This is a genomic window from Marinobacter sp. DS40M6, assembly GCF_028581595.1.
GTDB classification, from domain to species: domain Bacteria; phylum Pseudomonadota; class Gammaproteobacteria; order Pseudomonadales; family Oleiphilaceae; genus Marinobacter; species Marinobacter salarius.
On sequence record NZ_JAFCAE010000002.1, the window covers coordinates 566,640 to 584,137 of the forward strand.

The 17,498-nt window shown below is 58.2% G+C and carries 17 protein-coding genes; 10 read left to right on the plus strand and 7 right to left on the minus strand.

Going from position 1 to position 17,498, the window contains the following annotated elements; genetic code table 11:
- Positions 1-9 precede the first annotated feature (9 nt).
- The 5 genes from JJO78_RS06660 to minE all read left to right on the plus strand — a co-directional run bounded on the left by JJO78_RS06660 (position 10) and on the right by minE (position 2,580).
- Positions 10-291 carry a DUF1244 domain-containing protein gene (locus JJO78_RS06660; RefSeq protein ID WP_036204094.1) on the plus strand — a complete coding sequence of 94 codons (282 nt, stop codon included), beginning with the start codon at positions 10-12 and terminating at the stop codon, positions 289-291.
- Positions 288-677: a HopJ type III effector protein gene (locus JJO78_RS06665; protein WP_036204091.1), complete on the plus strand. Its 390-nt coding sequence runs from the start codon at positions 288-290 to the stop codon at positions 675-677. The genes JJO78_RS06660 and JJO78_RS06665 overlap by 4 nt, the downstream gene beginning before the upstream one ends.
- Positions 674-1,444, plus strand: a complete 771-nt coding sequence (minC, locus tag JJO78_RS06670; RefSeq protein ID WP_036204088.1) for a septum site-determining protein MinC — start codon at positions 674-676, stop codon at positions 1,442-1,444. Before JJO78_RS06665 ends, minC begins: the two co-directional genes overlap by 4 nt.
- A gap of 65 nt (positions 1,445-1,509) precedes the next feature.
- Complete coding sequence (minD, locus tag JJO78_RS06675; RefSeq protein WP_036204085.1) at positions 1,510-2,322, plus strand: septum site-determining protein MinD; 813 nt, start codon at positions 1,510-1,512, stop codon at positions 2,320-2,322.
- A 3-nt stretch (positions 2,323-2,325) separates the two neighbouring features.
- Positions 2,326-2,580 carry a cell division topological specificity factor MinE gene (gene minE / locus JJO78_RS06680; RefSeq protein WP_007154416.1) on the plus strand — a complete coding sequence of 85 codons (255 nt, stop codon included), beginning with the start codon at positions 2,326-2,328 and terminating at the stop codon, positions 2,578-2,580.
- A gap of 8 nt (positions 2,581-2,588) precedes the next feature.
- Here the strand turns inward: minE and JJO78_RS06685 are convergent, their stop codons facing one another.
- Positions 2,589-3,602, minus strand: a complete 1,014-nt coding sequence (locus JJO78_RS06685) for a DUF2804 domain-containing protein (protein WP_075195993.1) — start codon at positions 3,600-3,602, stop codon at positions 2,589-2,591.
- Positions 3,603-3,733: 131 nt separating this feature from the next.
- Here JJO78_RS06685 and JJO78_RS06690 point away from each other — a divergent pair, with 131 nt between their 5' ends.
- Genes JJO78_RS06690 through JJO78_RS06700 form a run of 3 tightly spaced genes read left to right on the plus strand, consistent with a single transcriptional unit; the run spans position 3,734 to position 6,439 of the window.
- Positions 3,734-4,483, plus strand: coding sequence for an START domain-containing protein (locus JJO78_RS06690; RefSeq protein WP_075195994.1), 750 nt, complete (start codon positions 3,734-3,736; stop codon positions 4,481-4,483).
- A 58-nt stretch (positions 4,484-4,541) separates the two neighbouring features.
- Entirely contained in the window at positions 4,542-5,033 is a 492-nt protein-coding gene (locus tag JJO78_RS06695) for a CBS domain-containing protein (RefSeq protein WP_036204075.1), read from the plus strand.
- A 20-nt stretch (positions 5,034-5,053) separates the two neighbouring features.
- Positions 5,054-6,439, plus strand: a complete 1,386-nt coding sequence (locus JJO78_RS06700; protein WP_036204072.1) for a PhoH family protein — start codon at positions 5,054-5,056, stop codon at positions 6,437-6,439.
- Between the two features lie 70 nt (positions 6,440-6,509).
- Here JJO78_RS06700 and JJO78_RS06705 read toward each other — a convergent pair whose 3' ends face one another.
- The 3 genes from JJO78_RS06705 to JJO78_RS06715 are packed head-to-tail and all read right to left on the minus strand — an operon-like array spanning position 6,510 to position 9,456.
- Positions 6,510-8,036, minus strand: coding sequence for a tripartite tricarboxylate transporter permease (locus JJO78_RS06705; RefSeq protein WP_036204071.1), 1,527 nt, complete (start codon positions 8,034-8,036; stop codon positions 6,510-6,512).
- Positions 8,036-8,482, minus strand: a complete 447-nt coding sequence (locus tag JJO78_RS06710) for a tripartite tricarboxylate transporter TctB family protein (RefSeq protein WP_036204068.1) — start codon at positions 8,480-8,482, stop codon at positions 8,036-8,038. The genes JJO78_RS06705 and JJO78_RS06710 overlap by 1 nt, the downstream gene beginning before the upstream one ends.
- Positions 8,479-9,456, minus strand: a complete 978-nt coding sequence (locus JJO78_RS06715) for a Bug family tripartite tricarboxylate transporter substrate binding protein (protein ID WP_036204065.1) — start codon at positions 9,454-9,456, stop codon at positions 8,479-8,481. Before JJO78_RS06715 ends, JJO78_RS06710 begins: the two co-directional genes overlap by 4 nt.
- Before the next feature lie 266 nt (positions 9,457-9,722).
- Between JJO78_RS06715 and JJO78_RS06720 the strand changes: the two genes are divergently transcribed.
- On the plus strand, positions 9,723-11,315 hold the full coding sequence (locus JJO78_RS06720) for an ATP-binding protein (protein WP_075195995.1): 1,593 nt from the start codon (positions 9,723-9,725) through the stop codon (positions 11,313-11,315).
- Complete coding sequence (locus tag JJO78_RS06725) at positions 11,312-11,992, plus strand: response regulator (protein WP_075195996.1); 681 nt, start codon at positions 11,312-11,314, stop codon at positions 11,990-11,992. The genes JJO78_RS06720 and JJO78_RS06725 overlap by 4 nt, the downstream gene beginning before the upstream one ends.
- Positions 11,993-12,008: 16 nt before the next feature.
- Here the strand turns inward: JJO78_RS06725 and JJO78_RS06730 are convergent, their stop codons facing one another.
- The 3 genes from JJO78_RS06730 to JJO78_RS06740 form a co-directional block, all read right to left on the minus strand.
- Positions 12,009-13,361, minus strand: a complete 1,353-nt coding sequence (locus JJO78_RS06730) for a sigma-54-dependent transcriptional regulator (protein WP_075195997.1) — start codon at positions 13,359-13,361, stop codon at positions 12,009-12,011.
- Positions 13,358-15,172, minus strand: a complete 1,815-nt coding sequence (locus JJO78_RS06735) for a sensor histidine kinase (protein WP_075195998.1) — start codon at positions 15,170-15,172, stop codon at positions 13,358-13,360. The genes JJO78_RS06730 and JJO78_RS06735 overlap by 4 nt, the downstream gene beginning before the upstream one ends.
- A 113-nt stretch (positions 15,173-15,285) precedes the next feature.
- Positions 15,286-17,466, minus strand: coding sequence for a TRAP transporter permease (locus JJO78_RS06740; protein WP_075195999.1), 2,181 nt, complete (start codon positions 17,464-17,466; stop codon positions 15,286-15,288).
- Positions 17,467-17,498 lie beyond the last annotated feature (32 nt).

The window sequence follows — 17,498 nt, forward strand, 5'->3', positions numbered from 1 at the left end:
TGAGCAATCATGACAAACCCGATCCCAGAACAATCGCAGACGGAAATCGAAGCCGCCGCGTTTCGAAAGCTGGTCAACCATCTGCGCGAGCACACCGAGGTCCAGAATATTGACCTTATGAACCTGGCAGGGTTCTGTCGCAATTGCCTCTCCAAATGGTATCGCGCCGAAGCCGCCGAGAGAGGCTTCGAGCTGTCTGACCCGGACGCCCGGGAGATCATCTATGGCATGCCTTATGAAGAGTGGAAAGCCCGCTATCAGCAAGGGCCCAAACAGGACCACAAGGCATGAACGTCAATGACGCGGTTCGTATCCACCTGGCATCGGTTGAGGCCGGCCATGGCGACTTTGACGATACCCTGGCGCTGATTGACCGATTCTTCGACTATCAGCCCACCGGGTTTCACAACGGACCGCTGTACAATGGCACCGGCGAGAACGCCGGTTCATGCCGGGTATTTTCCCTGGCCCAATACTGCAACCTGACCGAATCCGACACGTTGCGTCTGTTTGCCCAGCACTACCAGCAAGTGCTGGACGAACCGGCAGGTGAAAGCCATGGCAATATCCGCCAGTTCATGGGCACCGGCTGGTCCGGTATCCGCTTTGACGGCCCGGCGCTTCGCAAACGCCCGGGCACTACTCAGGACGACACCACGGAAGAGACCCATCCATGAGCGAGACCGCCGTATCCGGGGTAAAGCAGTGCTTCCAACTGAAGAGTGCGAACGTTTCCATGACCGCACTGGAGCTGTATTTTTTTGACAATGACGACTTCGAAAGCACGCTCAGAGACAAAATCAGCCAGGCACCCGGATTCTTCAAGGACATCCCCCTGATCATCAGCCTGGAAAAGTATGAGGGGCTGAGCAGCGAACTGGATTTTTTCAAGATCATCGGCGCCTGCCGCCGCCACAACATCCATGTCATCGGCGTACGCGGTGGCAACGATGATCAGCGCCGCCTCGCCCGCGGTGCGTCATTGGCGCTGCTTCCCGGTGGCAACCAGCGCGACCGGGACATCGATACCGCGCCGGCCACGGAATCGGCCGCCACTGAACCGACCGAAAACCCGACTCCCGCCAGGGTCGAGAATCCGGGTGAGCCAGCGCCCGCGAAAATCATCAATCAGCCAGTCCGTTCGGGCCAGCAGGTTTACGCACCCGAGGGCGACCTGATCATCCTTGCGCCGGTTCAAGCCGGCGCCGAAGTGCTTGCGGCCGGCAACGTTCATGTGTACGGACCATTGCGCGGGCGGGCCCTCGCGGGTATTCACGGCGCGGAACATGCACGGGTATTCTGCCAGTCTCTTGAAGCAGAGCTTGTGTCCATCGCCGGACACTATAAAATCTCCGAAGATCTTCAGGACAACGGCTGGAAAACCGCCGTACAGATCCAGCTCAGGGATGACCTGCTGGTGGTAACGCCACTGGAGAAGGCCTGAAAAGAACGTAACTACCCGCACGGGCGGGAAAAACGACGAATCCACCGCAAAACAGGAATGCAACCTTGGCTAGAATCATTGTCGTTACCTCAGGAAAAGGTGGCGTAGGTAAAACCACAACCAGCGCCTCTATCAGCACCGGCCTGGCGAAGCGAGGCCACAAAACCGTGGTGATCGATTTCGACGTGGGCCTGCGCAACCTGGATCTCATCATGAACTGCGAACGCAGGGTGGTGTACGACTTCGTGAATGTGATCCAGGGCGAAGCCACTCTCAACCAGGCTCTGATCCGGGACAAACGGGTCGACACCCTGTATATCCTGCCGGCCTCCCAGACCCGGGAAAAGGAAGCCCTGACCAAAGATGGCGTTGAGAAGGTGATCAACGAGCTGTCCGAGCGGTTTGACTACATTGTCTGTGATTCTCCCGCCGGCATTGAGCATGGCGCCCTGATGGCGCTCTACTATGCCGATGAGGCGGTAGTTGTTACCAACCCGGAAGTGTCCTCGGTGCGGGATTCAGACCGTATTCTCGGCATCCTGCAGAGCAAGTCGCGGAGAGCCGAGATGGGGCAGGACCCCGTAAAGGAACACCTGCTGCTATCCCGCTACAACCCGGATCGGGTGGAAAAGGGCGAAATGCTTTCCGTGGCCGATGTGGAGGAAATTCTCGCCATCCCCCTGCTGGGCGTGATTCCGGAGTCCCAGGTGGTACTGAATGCCTCCAACCAGGGCGTTCCGGTCATTCTTGAGGAAGACAGCGATGCCGGACAGGCCTATGATGATGCCGTGGCCCGCCTTCTGGGTGAGGAGCGAGAACATCGCTTCATGACGTCCCAGAAAAAAGGTTTCTTCTCACGGATGTTCAAGGGGGGCTGACGGATGAGTTTCCTGGATTATTTCAAGAGCAAGAAAAACAACCGGTCCGCCAGCGTTGCCAAGGAACGCCTACAGATCATTGTTGCCCACGAACGGGGCCAGCGCGACCAACCTGACTACCTGCCAGAATTGCAGAAAGAGCTGCTTGCGGTCATCCGCAAGTACGTTCAGATCAGCGATGACCAGGTCCAGGTGGAAGTTGACCGCAACGACAGCTGTTCGGTACTGGAACTGAACGTTACCCTGCCGGAACACTGACCGCGCCACTACCAGCGTGCGAAGTGATCCTCCATCAGTCCCCGTAGCCCGTCTACGGGGACTGAGTTGCCCGCCTCATCGCGCACTGTGCCGGAAAAGGCACCAATGTACTGGCGGAAATTGGAGGCAATCAGCCATGCATTGAGTCGCTCCCGCCGAACCCCCGATGGCTCAAACCAGAGATCGATCCTGCCATCGTCCGTGGTGACCTGCCAGGGTGCGGTTTCATTGTAGCGATCAAACACGAAACGGGCCTGCCCGAGCTTGATACAGCGCCCTTCCAGCCAGAGCGCATTTTCCGTCATACCGGTTTCATTCACGCCCGCCGCCAGATTGAGACCAACGGCACGACCATCTGCCAGCACCCCTGCCACACTCGCCCAGTTCCAGGCGGTTTCGCGCCTCATAAAGCCGCAACTCCAATCAACGGCTGCGCGTGACAGCGAGTCGCATTGCCAGCTCTGTCCCTGCCACCGAATGTCTCCGGACACCGGCAGACCCGCTGATTTACGGGTAAACACCCAACCGCTGTAACCGGCTGGGCACACCAGTCGCAGAGGGCGGGTGTCCCCTTCTATATTCAGGGCTATCCGGAGGTCACCGGGGCCGGAAACCAACACACCACGCGAGTGGCCGTCCGACGTAATACGAACGCATGTTTTCCCTTTACGAAACTCCGTCACCCCGGTTTCAGGCCTTGGCTCAATGTGAGTTCCCTTCGCCAATGGCTGCGTCAGGGACTGCTCCAGCATCTGCCCGGTCTTGAAATCATAAAGATAGAAAAACGCCGTACTGACCAGTTTCAGATCCACTACCGCCAGCCCGAACACCCAACCCGGCGCCATCGCACTGACGAACTGGAACTGGTTAAAACGGGTTTTACGGGCCAGGGCCGAGCGCGGTTTATCCATCACCGTACGGAGGTCAAAGTCCCGGTAGTTGATGACATCCACTGGTGTGTCCAATACGCCGTAGGGAATCCGCCCTCGGTCATCGATCAGTCGCTTGTTCGGTTTTTTCATCGTCAATTCGGGCCAAATGTTAACGTCAGGAATTCAGTCAGTTACCCAGTTCACAAACCCCCGATCGTAGCAGGTTGGCACCAGATCAGTCGTGCTAGACTCGCCCGACCATGTTCAAGGAAGTGTACCTCATGCAAAACCTGAGAGCCCGTGGCAACCAACGCCCGGCCAATCGACGCGTCATCTGGCTCGCAGCCACCACGGTTTTCCTGCAGGCCTCAGGTTTGACCTTCGCCGGGCTGCCAGCCGAAGACTCAGAAAACTGGAGCCTTCGCAAGGAAACCGATCGTATCCGGGTCTATACCACTGATCAGCCGAACTCCAGCTTCCAGGCCTTCAAGGCTGTGGCTGTGCTTGATGTGCCGATCGAGAATCTGATGGCGGTTATGATCAATCCCAAATCCTGTGTTCAGTGGGTTCATAACTGCTCGGAATCCTATGCCTTCGGCTCGGGTGACTTTGATGAGCGCTACGCCTACTCGGTCAACGATATGCCCTGGCCGGTCACCGACCGGGATTACGTACTACGGATTCGCACCCGGGGCCAACAGGTCGACGGCGAAATCGTGATGGACCTCAACGCCATTCCCGATCAACGGGCCGAGGAAGATGACTACATCCGTGTCGACAAGTCCGACACCCTTTACCGCTTTATTCCCGAAGACGGCCAGACCCGGATGATCTGGGTTCAACACACCGAGCCAAACGGTTCGATACCCGGCTGGCTGGTCAACACCCTGCTGGTGGACATTCCTATCCGTTCCATGGAGCAGTTGGAACGGGTTGCCCAGTGGGACCGTTACCAGAACTACGAACTGATCTATGACTCGCAGGGCCAACTGAAAGATGTAGCCCCCAAAGCTGAATCAGGGGATGACTAGAACATCAGCAACAGCTAAGCTCTTTTACAAAGGACCTGCTAACGGAGCCGATTCGTCAATGACCGTTCTCGCCTACGAGATCATGACCCCGAGCATCAAGGCCGTACCCCAATCCTGGACGATGGACCGTCTGGCCAGGTTCCTCACTGACAACGAAATCACCGGCAGCCCGGTTACCGACGAAACGGGCGAGATTGTCGGCATTGCCACCCTGAAGGACATCACCGAATTCCGCTGGAACGCCAGCCGTTCCGAGTCCGATGCGCGCATGACCCCGGAAGAAGAACACGAAGCCCGGCGCCTGCGCATGGCCATTTTTGAGGAGATGGGCAAGGTGCCGGTGGAAGTGCGTGACATCATGACCCCTATCGTTTTATCGGTTGACGAGCAAACGCCTGTGCGCGACATTGCCGATATTATGATGCGTGAACACCTGCACCGGATTTTCATCACCAAAGACGAAAAGATCACCGGTATTGTGACCACGTATGACATGCTCAAACTGATCTCCGACCAGGAGCTCACCAACCGCTGTGCCGGGAACGGCTGACCAGAGAGGTATCACACCCTATGCCAAGAGCATCGCAGGCTCGCAGAAAGATGTATGTCCTCGACACCAACGTCCTCATCCACGACCCGAACGCCCTCCTGAACTTTGAAGAACACGACGTCATCATTCCGATGACGGTCCTCGAAGAACTCGACAGTCTCAAATCCGGCAAACAGGCCGTTGCTGCCGATTGCCGACAGGCCATCCGCAACATCGACAAGTTGCTGGGTGACGCCAGCCCAGGAGAAATCGAGAAAGGCGTACCCATCGTGCGCGGCAAGAAAGCAGAACCGCTCGGCGCGTTATCGATACTGATGAGCACGGACTACCAGGGCAACCATGGCCTGCCCGAGCACCTGAACGACAACAAGATCATCAATACCCTGGCGGCCCTGCAAACCCGCCACACATCGCGCGACATCATCCTTGTCAGCAAGGACATCAACATGCGATTGAAAGCCCGGGGCTTCGGCGTGGAGGCCCAGGACTATCACAACGACATGCTGCTGGACGATATTGACCTGCTGCCGAAAGGGTACAAAGAATTCCCGAACTCGTTCTGGGACACCATCGAGAAGGTCGAAACCATCCAGCGGGAGGGTATTACCGAACACATCCTTCGTCGTGAGGGCGACCTGGCCAGGCTGACCATCAACGAGTTCGTTATTGATGAACAGGGATTCGTTGGCAAGGTGTCTGATGTGGGCGAAGACCAGATTGTCATTCGGGATCTGCACCAGCACGATCTGATGCACGAGGAAGTCTGGGGCCTGGTACCGCGGGATATATACCAGGCCATTGCCCTGAACCTGCTGCTGGACCCCGATATCCACCTGGTAAACCTGACCGGTTCCGCCGGCTCCGGTAAAACCATCCTCGCCCTCGCGGCCTGTATCGAAATGACGGTTGCCAGCAAGCTGTACAAACGCATCATCGCCACCCGTAGCACTCAGGGTCTGGACGAGGACATTGGCTTCCTCCCCGGCACCGAAGCGGAGAAAATGGAGCCCTGGCTGGGGGCCATCGTGGACAACCTCGAAGCTCTCCACGAAGACGATGAAAATATGACCGCCAGCGTGGACTACATCCTCAGCAAGGTGCCACTGCACTTCAAGTCGATGAACTACATTCGTGGCCGCAGCTTCCAACACAGCCTGATCATCATCGACGAATCCCAGAACCTGACACCGCATCAGATCAAGACCATCATCACCCGTGCCGGCAACGGCTCCAAAGTGATCTGCCTGGGTAACCTGGCTCAGATCGACACCCCTTATCTGAGCGCCCTGAGCTCAGGCCTGACCTACATGACCGAGCGCTTCAAGAGCTTCCGCCATGGCGGGCACATTCACCTGCAGGGCGTCCCGCGCTCTGTTCTAGCGGAGTACGCCGAAGCGAATCTCTAACCAGCGCGCACAAAAAAGCCGCACCGATCATCCGGTGCGGCAAAGCGGAGGTTAGCGACCGGGAACCGAATCAGTCGCTGGCCGGGCTTTCCTTCATGGCCGCGTTCATGCGGCGACGCAGCACCGGACCCACCACATAAGGCAACACCAGGCTCAGAGCGGCAACCAGCCAGAAGCTCTTGGCCAGGGTGCTTTCCCACAGAATGCTCCAGTCGCCGTCTGACAACACCAGGGCATGCCCCAGGTTCTTCTCCATCTCCGGTCCGAGCAATAGCCCGAGAATAATCGGCACCACCGGAATTTCCAGTTTGCGCAGGAAATAACCCGCCACGCCAAACGCCACCATGAAATACAGGTCGAAGGCGCTGTTGCTGATGGAATAGATGCCCACGAAGGCAACCATGGTCACAATCGGCAGCAAGTACATGGGCGGCACCGACAGCAGGCGCACAAAGAAGCCAACCAACGGGATGTTAAGCACCAGCAGCAGCACATTGCCAATCAGCAGGGCGGCAATGACGCCCCAGACAATATCGGCGTTCTGGGTAAACATCAGCGGGCCCGGAGTGATGTTCAATGAAATCAGCATCGCCAACAGCACCGCGGTGGTACCGCTACCTGGCACGCCCAGGGTCAACATGGGTACGAGCGCGCCTGATGAGGCACCGTTGTTGCCCGCCTCAGGCGCCACCACACCCCGGATATCGCCCTCGCCGAACGTGCCCTTCTTGCCTATCACGCTCTTTTCGAGGGTGTAGCTGATAAAACTGCCCAGGGACGCACCGGCACCCGGCAGCACGCCGGAAATGAATCCAAGCACGCCGCCACGAAGCTGGGTGGGAACCGTGGAGACCAACTCCTTGAAGGTAAGGGTCAGCTTGCCCACGTTCATTTTCTTACGCCCACCGCCCATGCGCGACTCGACGAAGAACAACAACTCCGAAATGGCGAAAAGGCCAACAATCGCCAGGATGAAATCAATACCCTCGTACAGCTCCAGCACACCGAAGGTGTAGCGCTGGGTGCCGGTGGAGATATCGATGCCCACAGTGGAGATCATGATCCCCAGGGTCGCGGCAATCACCGTCTTCATCGGGTTCTTGCCGGTAATACCACCCAGGGTGGCGAAGGCCAGCAGGAACAACGCGAAATACTCCGCCGGGCCGAAACTCAAGGCAAACCTCGCCAGCACGGGGGCAAGCATGATCAACCCTATAGTGCCGATCAGCCCACCGGCAAAGGACGCAATAGCAGAGATCGCCAGCGCATCGGCCGCCCGCCCCTTTTGGGCCATGGGGTAGCCATCCAGGCAGGTCATCATCGCCGGTTCGTCACCGGGAATGTTGAGCAGGATGGAGGAAATACGGCCGCCATACATCGCGCCGGCGTAAACCGATGTCAGCAGGATCATGGCAGTTTCCGGCGGCAAGCCAAGGGTAAACGCCAACGGGATGAGGATCGCCACACCGTTTGCCGGCCCCAGGCCAGGCAAACAACCAATCAGGGTGCCCACGAAAGCGCCGAAGAGCGCAAACATCAGGTTGTACGGTGTCAGGGCAACCGCAAACCCCTCCATCAGAAAACCGAGCGTTTCCATCAGTTCACCTCCAGGATGCCAGCAGGCAAGCTCAACGCCAGGCCATAGTTGAACAGGACGAACACCACCACGGCGCTGATCAGGCCCGTTAAAAAGGCATTCCTGGCGGGCGCGCCCATGCGCCAGCTAAGGGTGCCAACCGCCAGGGTTGTCGAGATGACAAACCCCAGGGGTTCAAGCAGCATCGCGTAGACCACCAGCACAACCAGCGACACCACCAGCTCAACTGCGGACCGGCCCAGCGGCCACTGGGCGTCGGGGTCCGGCTTGACCATCAGATAGATGCTGCCGGCAACCAGAACCACCGCAAGGATGGTTGGAAAGGTTTCCGGCCCAACGGTTTCGGCGCCGCCAAACGGCTCGGGCCACTGCTGTGCAACCCAGCCGTAAGCCACCGCCAGAACCATCAGGCCCAGGCCAAGAAGCCGATCACCCAGGCCTGTCATTTCAGCAGTCCTATTTCGCGGGACAGGTTCTCGATGTCCTGTACCTGTTGCTCGACAAAGCTGTCGAACTCATCTGCAGGCGGATGGAACGGGATGAGACCATTGGCCTTCATCACCTTTTTCCACTCCTCACTGGCATACAGGGTATCGACGGTCTCGACCCAAAACGCCTTGGACTCACTGGAAGCACCCTTGGGCATGTAAAAACCGCGCCAGTTCGGGCCAACGGCGTCAACGCCCTGCTCTTTTGCGGTCGGAATATCGGAAAATTCACCCGGCAGGCGCTCGTCGGCCAGCACGGCCAGAACACGAAGGTCGCCCGACGACAGGAAACCGGTGACTTCGGAGATATCACCGGTGAAGGCGTCGACCTGGCCACCGACCACCTGGGTCATGGCCTCACCACCGTTATTGTAGGAAAGGTACGGAATGGCGGGCAGTCGATCGGCGCCGGCGGCCTTCGCGGTGATCAGCACCTTCAGATGATCCCAGCCACCCCGGGCACTGCCGCCCGCGAACTTGACGGATTTCGGATTCTGCTTGATGGCATCGAGCAGTTGATTCAGGTTCTCATACTGTGAGTCCTTGCCTACGGCAATGACGCCGTAATCCGCGCCCAGTGCGCCAATCCAGGTCACCATATCGGCATCCAGCCCGGGGAACTGTTTCTGGGCGAGACGGGTGGTGGTTGCCGTTGATGCGGCGACGATCAGCTTGTCATCTTCCGCTCGTTTGCTGACCGTGTGAGCATAGGCAACACCGCCGCCAGCACCGGCCATATTGATGGTCTGTACGGTGCCATCAACCAGGCCAAGGTCCCTCATTACATTACCAGCGCTGCGACAGGTAAAGTCCCAGCCGCCACCCGGGTCGGACGGGGCGATGCATTCCACTTTTCCGGAGGGTTGCCATGCCATGGCATTAAGGCTGAAAGCCGCTGCCGCGATAAACGACAAGCTTCGTTTGAGAGTCATGATTGTCACCTCTGTCTTGTTTTTGTGATCGCTTCCAGGGTACGGGCCCGCGTTCAGGGCCAACGTGAAGCGCTACCGGACTGAGGTTAAAGATTCACCACTGAGGCCAGAAGTTTGTGCGCGTAATGCCTTTAAAGAAACTAAAGGGCGTTTCGTTCATAAAATTTACGGGCAATCGTAAAGCGGGTGTTTTAACCTGACCCCATAACGACAACAAACCAATCACTGCTGACAACGTGTTCCGAAAAACCAAACTGAAAACCCGAATGATCCTCACGCTCGGATTCGTCAGCGCAGCGCAGACGATCCTCATAGGCGTGTTCGCCGGCTATTACCTCAGCGACTCCCTGTTTGATGAAATCGGACAACGGGCTCTCATGGTGTCGAAGACCGTCGCGGCAGCCCCCTCGGTGATCGAGGGCGTACACGAGCGTGATATTGAAGGGCTGAACCGGCTGGCAAATCGACTGACCCGCACCAACGAAGCTTTGTTCATCGTCATTGGTGACCACCAGGGCATACGCCTGGCACACCCCTCCCCTGATCGCATTGGCCACTCCATGGCCGACGATGACGGTGACCTGGGCCGGCGTGCCCTGGTTGATGGCAAGGCCTATGTGGCAAGGGCCACGGGCAGCCTCGGCGAGTCCATGCGTGGCAAGGCCCCGGTGATCGAGCCAGAAACTGGCGAGATCATCGGCATTGTCTCCGTGGGATACGGAGTTGACCAGGTGGATGCCACCATCAAACGCTACAGCTTCGTACTGTATACCGTGGTTGGCCTTACCCTGCTGGTCAGCATACTCATCGCGATGGTGATCGCCGGGCGCTTCAAGCGCGCCATTTTCGGCCTGGAACCCGAGGAAATCGCACGCCTGTTCCAGGAGCGGGACGCCACCTTGCAGTCCGTTCGGGAGGGCATCATCGCCATCAACCGCGACGGTGTAATCACGACCTTCAACCGCACCGCCCTGGAAACCCTGGGTATCGACCCCGACACGCCGCTGTCAGGCCGTCCCATTCTCGATGTTCTGCCCGAAAGTGACCTGCTGTCGGTACTAGAATCCGGCACGCCGGACTTCGACCGCGAGGTCTGGCTGAGAAACCGACAGATGATCGTCAACCGGTTACCTGTTCGCCAGGGCGCTGAGATTACCGGTGTTGTGGCCAGTTTCAGGCTGAAGGACGAGGTGGATCAGGTCAGCCGGCAACTGACTCGCATACAACAATACGCAGATACCTTGCGAAGCCAGACTCACGAATACTCGAATAAGCTCCACACCATCGCGGGCCTGATCCAGATTGAAGCCTATGACGACGCGTTGAATCTGATCGGCAGCGAAGTCAGCGACCATCAGGCACTGATTCACCTGCTTCTGGAAGCCGTCCCCGATCCGGTTATCGCCGGTTGCCTTATGGGCAAGTACAATCGCGCCCGGGAGATGGGGCTGGGCTTACAGATCGATGCCGAAAGCCGCATGGTGGACATACCCGCCGACATGCCGCGGGATCAGTTGGTGAGTGTCCTCGGCAACCTCATCGACAACGCCCTCGAGGCGACCCTTCATCAAACGGGCGAAGGAGGACGGGTTCAGCTATCCATGACAGACTTGGGGCATGAACTGATCTTTGAGGTTGAAGATCAGGGGCCCGGTATCCCGGAAGAATCTCAACAGAAGATCTTCGAGAAAGGCGTAACCACCAAGCCGGGCGCTGAAGAACACGGTTATGGCCTGCACCTGGTGCGTCAGTTCCTGAATCGCTGGGGCGGCTCCATCACGGTGGAGAATCTACCGGGCGTGGGCTCGCGATTTACCCTTTACCTTCCGAAAACCAGTCAGGGGAGTGACAGCCATTGAATACCCTTCGGATCCTGATTGTTGAGGACGACCGGCAGATCGCCGAAATCCAGCGCCGGTTTGTTGAACGACTCGAGGATGTGGAGCTTTGCGGCATTGCCCACAGCCTGGGGGATGCACGCGACCTTATCGACGTTATGGCCCCACACCTGATCCTGCTGGATATCTATTTTCCCGACGGCAATGGTCTGGATCTGCTGCGGGAACTCCGGGCGCGGGATAGCAGCAGTGACGTTATTCTTATTACCGCCGCCAAGGAAGTGGAACCGCTCAAGAGCGCCCTGCGCGGCGGCGTCTTCGACTACATCCTCAAGCCCCTGGTTTTCGAACGCCTTGAGGAAGCCGTCAACCGTTACCGCGACCACTTGCGGCAACTGTCTGGCCTGGTGCAAATCGCCCAGAAAGAAGTCGATGCCCTGCTGCCCAGAGGGTCAAGCGAAGCCAGTCAGCCCGCACCCACAGACAGACTGCCCAAGGGCATCGATAGCATCACATTGGATAAAATTCGCGAGGTGGTTTCATCCGGCCAGTGGAGTGCCGAGGAAGTCGGCCAGGCCATGGGCGCGTCACGAACGACAGCGCGACGCTACCTGGAATTCCTCGTTGGCCGGGGGGAGTTAACCGCGGAAGTTACCTACGGCAGCGTCGGTCGACCGGAACGGCGGTATCGCGTCTGAACCCCTGCCTTTAGGGTCAATCCCGGAACTGAGACTTGTCCAGCCCGTACTTCTTCATTTTGTCGTACAGCGTCTTACGGGCAATGCCTAGCTGGACCATGGTGTCCTTAATGCTGCCATGGCAGGCATTGAGCGCACTGACGACGGCGGAACGTTCAAAGTCGTCCATCATCTCGGACAGAGTCTGGCGCCCGGACACATTGGCGGTGACGGAGGAATCGTTTTCGTCCAACGCCGCTGGCCCCAGCAGAACGTAGCGCTCGGCCAGGTTCCTTAACTCCCGCACATTCCCCGGCCAGCTATGCTGCATCAGACGCGCGGCCTGGCTGGCATCCAGCGGGATGCTTTCGCGGTCGTAGCGGGCTGCCGCAATCAGCACAAAATGGTGAAACAGTACGGGAATATCGTCCTTGCGTTCACGCAGTGGCGGAATATCCAGCTTCACCACGTTCAGCCGGTAGTACAGGTCAGCACGGAACTCGCCTTCGTCGCTGAGCTGCTTCAAGTCAGCCTTGGTGGCGGCGATAATGCGAACATCCACATTCTGCACCTGATTGCTGCCCAGGCGCTCCACACGCTGTTCTTCGAGCACCCTCAGCAGCTTTACCTGCAGGGCCATGGGCATGCTTTCCAGCTCATCCAGGAACAGAGTGCCCTTGTGCGCATACTCGATTTTTCCGATGCGGCGCTTTTCCGCACCGGTAAAGGCACCGGCTTCGTGACCGAAAAGCTCGCTCTCGATCAGATTCTCGGGCACAGCACCACAGTTGATAGCAACGAAGTTGTGAGCGCTTCGGGGGCTGTTCTCGTGGATATAGCGGGCCAAGGCATCCTTCCCCGAACCGGTCTCACCGTGCAACAGGATATTGGCGGAGATATCCAGTACCGGGTCGATGGTCGCCATCACTTTCTGCATACCGGCTGAATCCCCCAGGATTCGGGGGCCTGGCCGGGCCAGATGCTTCAGCTGGGCCTTCAGCCGCCGGTTTTCCAGCGCGAGGTGGCGCTTTTCCAATGCATGGCGAAGCAGCTCCAGAAGCTCGTCGTGATCAAAGGGTTTTTCGATGAAATCATAGGCGCCCTGCTGCATCGCGGTGACGGCCGTGCTGATATCGCCCTGCCCGGTCAGGATGATCACCGGGATGGTTTCATCCATGGCGCGAATCCTGTCGAGCATTTCCAGGCCATCCATTCCCGGCATGTTGTAGTCACATAGCACGACGCCCTCATAGTCCTGTGAGATGCTCTCAAGACCAGACCGCGCGTCCTCGAAACACGCAATGGAAAGGTCTTCCAGGGTAAGGGTTTGCGCGATGGCCTGGCGGATGTGCGGGTCATCGTCCACAAAAATTACCGATGCGTCTGTCATTCGGTGGCCTCCCGCTTTCTGAGTGTCAATACGAACTCCGCGCCCGGTCCGTCGCTCCGGTTACGCCCCGTCAGGCTGCCGCCCAGCGCGTCCACGATCTGCCGGGATATCGAAAGGCCCAGCCCGAGCCCCTGCTTTACCGATTTGGTGGTGAAAAAAGGCTCGAAGATCCGCTCCGTACTGCCCGGCAGGCCGGAACCGTTATCCCGCACAAGGCAATACCAATGCCCGTCATCTTCTTCCACATCAATGGTGATCTCCGGCCGTTCGCTGCTTTCGACTGCCTGAATAGCGTTCGCCACCAGGTTCACCATAACCTGTTCGATCCGGATCAGATCTCCATGGCACTGTACCGGTTGTTCCGGGCGGTGCCATTGAATGGAGATATCGGATCGGCTCTCCTGCGCCGCCATTATCTTTAGGGCACCGTCGACCGATTGCCGCAAATCAACCAGTGCCGGTGGCCCTTCCGATTTGCGGGCAAACACCTTGAACTGGCGGGTAAGCTCCGCCATTTTGTCACACAGGGTGATGATCTCTGAAAGGTTGGCATCCACCGTCTCCGTCGCCCCTTTCTCAAGGAACCGACGACTGTTGCGGGCATAGGTCTGAATCGCCGTGAGCGGCTGGTTAATTTCATGGTTCAGGCCTGCAGACATCTGACCAAGCACGGCAAGCTTGGCTGCCTGGATCAACTCATGCTGGGTTTCCCGGAGCTCATCGCGGGTTTTCTCCCGCTCGCGGATTTCATCCAGAAGTTGCTGGTTGGAACGCTCAAGCTCCGCCGTTCTGCTGGCGACGCTGAGCTCAAGCTGCTCTCCCCTGTGTGCCAGTTCAGCCTCCCGCCGATAGCGTTCCCGCAAATACAGCGAGGCGAGCAAGCCGACCACGAAAATCGCCACGCCCACCGCCGCAAACCCGAGCCGACTCCACAGCACAGTGCGGGTACTGACCATCACCTGAAGCGTCCAGTCCAGGCGTGGCAGGGGTGTAAGCACCCTGAGGTATTCGCGGCTTTCTCCATCGTTGTGGATACGCATGGTCCCTGCCCTGTCGGAAAGCCCCCAGGGTGATCCCAGGCTGTCGAAATCAATCGGCGAAAGCTCACGGTCAGGGTAACGCTGGCGAGACTGCTCACTGGGAGCGCCGCCGCTGTCACCGGTAAAGTTCCGGTACAGCCACTCGCTCTTGCTGGACAGGAAACTGATGCCAGCGTCGTCCAACACGACCATTTCCGAATCCCTCAATGAGGCGGGGCGACGCCACTGTGATTCCAGTTCATGCACCAGCACTTTCATGGCGATAACACCCAGAATCTCGCCGCTGTCATCACGGACAGGATGGGAGAAATACAGCCCGCGGACATCGGAGGTGACGCCCAGGGCAAAATAGATGGCGGAATCCCCGCTCGCCATGGCGTCCTGAAAATAGGGCCTGAAATCAAAGTTGCGGCCCACAAAGCTGTCCCTGCGCAGATAGTTGTTAGCCGCAATAGTGGTTCCGGAGGCATCCATAAGATAGACATCCGAACTGCCGACGATGGTCGCCATTCGCTGCATCTGGTCGTTAGCCCGCAGAAGTGTACCTGGGTCACCCGGTGATGCCAGGGCTTCTGCCAACAACGGATGCTCGGCCATCAACTCGGGGATGGGCACATACCGGTTAAGCTCATTGGCCACAAGTTGGCGATAACGAAACGACTCTTCCACGCTCTCCTGTTCAACCTGCCGGTAGCCATACCAGCCACCCAACATCCATGAGAAGGCCAGAGTCACCAGAAAAACAAGAAACGCGATAATCCGGTAGGACATACACTCCGGTTCCTGAAAAACCGTTGAAAGCCGCTAGAGTATAGCCCTGTCCGGGCCAGGGCAATCGAGTTTCAACTCGACCGCCCTGGCCCGGACACTCCAGCCGCTGCTGTTCAGGTGCTCGCCGGACGCAGTTTGCTCTGACGCTGCGCCAGGAACGCAACCACCGCCAGAGCAATACCGCTGAGGTCTGTCCATAAACCGCCTTCGATCATCAGCAACGCCGCACCGATCAGCAGAAGACGGGTGATCACACCGGCGGAGGCCCGTGCAAACCAGCCCAGCACACCACCGGACAGCATATACACTCCGAACAGAGCGGTGATCAGTGCTCGGGCGATATCAAACCAGCCGGCATCCATCAGCAAGGCGCCGTTGTAGAAAAACATGAATGGCACGATGAACGCTGCAATACCAATTCGGAACGAGGCCACGGAGGTCTCCATCGCATTGGCGCCCGAAATCCCGGCAGCCGCATAGGAGGCCAGTGCAACCGGCGGGGTAATGGCTGACACCACCGCAAAATAGAACACGAAGAAGTGTGCTGTAAGCGGCTCGATGCCCAACTGAACCAGGCCCGGGGCGACCACCGACGCGGCAACTGCGTATGCGGCGGTAGTTGGCATGCCCATACCCAACAGGATCGAGATGAACATGGCGAAGATCAGCGCCAGCAATTGGCTGGCCTCGGCCACGTCCAGCAGCAACACGGAAAACCGCGCTCCAACACCGGTCAGGGAAATGACGCCCACAATCACACCGGCCGCCGCACATACCACAATGATCTGGATGGCCATGTACGACGCAATTTCCAGCGCCTCAAGGATCTTCCGTATGCCCATTTTGTTGGGCGAGAACCAACTGACAACTGCGGCAGACACGGTGGCAAGCGTACCGGCCCGGATCACTGAGTAGCCCATGAAGAGCGCCACAATCAGAATAATAATGGGCACAAACAGGTAGCACTGCTTCACCATGGTCTTGAGCTTGGGCAACTCATCCTCGCGCATGCCACGCATGCCGGTCTTCGCCGCCTCAAAGTCCACCATGAAATAGACCGAGGCGAAGTAAAGGATGGCCGGGATGATCGCCGCAATGGCAATCTCGGTATAAGGAATGCCGGTAATCTCAGCCATGATGAAGGCGCCCGCCCCCATAATCGGTGGCATGATTTGCCCACCGGTAGAGGCTGCCGCTTCCACGGCCCCTGCCGACCGTTTGCTGTAACCCACCTTTTTCATCAGCGGAATGGTCAAGGAGCCGGTGGAGACCACGTTGCCAGCGCTGGTTCCGTTGATCATACCCATCAGGCCGGAGGCAAAAATCGACACCTTGGCCGGGCCACCCCGGGTGCGACCCGCCGCGGCGAAGGCGAAGTTCACGAAATAATCGCCCACTTTTGACGCCTGCAGGAAGGCGGCGAAGACGATAAACAGGATGATATAGGTCGACGACACGGCGGTGGTCGGGCCGAGGATACCAGCGTCGGTATACACCTGACTGAAGAAGCGCTGAACCGATAAACCAGGATAACCCAGGAAGCCAGGCAGGTAGGGCCCAAGGAAGACATATACCAGGAAGACCAGCCCGATAATGACCAGAGCCAGACCTGCCACCCGGCGAGTCAGCTCCATGATCAGGGCTGTGCCGGCAATGGCCGCGAATGAAATGCCGACCGGCGCAAACGAGGTGCCCGTGGACATGCGCATGGAGGTGTTATAAACCACCAGAAAATAGGCAGCGACCGCCACCGAACACACAATCAGCACCAGATCCGGCACACTGAAGCGGGAGCGCTCGCGCTGGTGAAACCAGCTCATCACGATACCGATCGCACTGGCGGCCAACAGCGGCCAGCCGAAATGCCAGGTTTCGAGGTCAACTGGAACTCTCTGGGTGCCATCCAGGATCATCTGGTGGAATGAAAATGTCTGGTACAGCGCGTATAGGGCCGGCACCAGAGCCACGGCACCAATCCATGTTGTCCAGCGATGGCGTGCGGGACCGTCTTCGGCGGAGACAAAACGGGCACCGGCAAACAGGATGAAGCCCAACACCAGGGCCCCCGCAATGTGGACAATCCGGAAAGACCAGGTTTCCAGCGGCGCAATGTTCAAGCTGTAAAGATGAAACGACGAGTAGGCGATGGCCAGTAACGTCACGAGTTTCAGCATACCGCCTTCAAACAGGCGGCGATTGGCCTCAACCGGCTCTTCATCGACATCGTGGGCCAGGACGTGGTCATCGCCAATGTCGTTCACCGGGTGTTCTTCGGGGTGTTGCTTGTCAGTCATGATAGACCCTGCTCACGGGGAAACGGGGCCGG

Excerpts from the sequence above, each read along its gene's own strand:
- minE (WP_007154416.1), top strand. The coding sequence starts at position 2,326 with ATGAGTTTCCTGGATTATTTCAAGAGCAAGAAAAACAACCGGTCCGCC.
- JJO78_RS06660 (WP_036204094.1), top strand. The coding sequence starts at position 10 with ATGACAAACCCGATCCCAGAACAATCGCAGACGGAAATCGAAGCCGCC.
- JJO78_RS06685 (WP_075195993.1), bottom strand. The coding sequence starts at position 3,602 with ATGAAAAAACCGAACAAGCGACTGATCGATGACCGAGGGCGGATTCCC.
- JJO78_RS06735 (WP_075195998.1), bottom strand. The coding sequence starts at position 15,172 with ATGTCCTACCGGATTATCGCGTTTCTTGTTTTTCTGGTGACTCTGGCC.
- JJO78_RS06695 (WP_036204075.1), top strand. The coding sequence starts at position 4,542 with ATGACCGTTCTCGCCTACGAGATCATGACCCCGAGCATCAAGGCCGTA.
- JJO78_RS06710 (WP_036204068.1), bottom strand. The coding sequence starts at position 8,482 with ATGACAGGCCTGGGTGATCGGCTTCTTGGCCTGGGCCTGATGGTTCTG.
- JJO78_RS06690 (WP_075195994.1), top strand. The coding sequence starts at position 3,734 with ATGCAAAACCTGAGAGCCCGTGGCAACCAACGCCCGGCCAATCGACGC.
- JJO78_RS06700 (WP_036204072.1), top strand. The coding sequence starts at position 5,054 with ATGCCAAGAGCATCGCAGGCTCGCAGAAAGATGTATGTCCTCGACACC.
- JJO78_RS06720 (WP_075195995.1), top strand. The coding sequence starts at position 9,723 with ATGATCCTCACGCTCGGATTCGTCAGCGCAGCGCAGACGATCCTCATA.
- minC (WP_036204088.1), top strand. The coding sequence starts at position 674 with ATGAGCGAGACCGCCGTATCCGGGGTAAAGCAGTGCTTCCAACTGAAG.
- JJO78_RS06715 (WP_036204065.1), bottom strand. The coding sequence starts at position 9,456 with ATGACTCTCAAACGAAGCTTGTCGTTTATCGCGGCAGCGGCTTTCAGC.
- JJO78_RS06705 (WP_036204071.1), bottom strand. The coding sequence starts at position 8,036 with ATGGAAACGCTCGGTTTTCTGATGGAGGGGTTTGCGGTTGCCCTGACA.
- JJO78_RS06730 (WP_075195997.1), bottom strand. The coding sequence starts at position 13,361 with ATGACAGACGCATCGGTAATTTTTGTGGACGATGACCCGCACATCCGC.
- JJO78_RS06665 (WP_036204091.1), top strand. The coding sequence starts at position 288 with ATGAACGTCAATGACGCGGTTCGTATCCACCTGGCATCGGTTGAGGCC.
- JJO78_RS06740 (WP_075195999.1), bottom strand. The coding sequence starts at position 17,466 with ATGACTGACAAGCAACACCCCGAAGAACACCCGGTGAACGACATTGGC.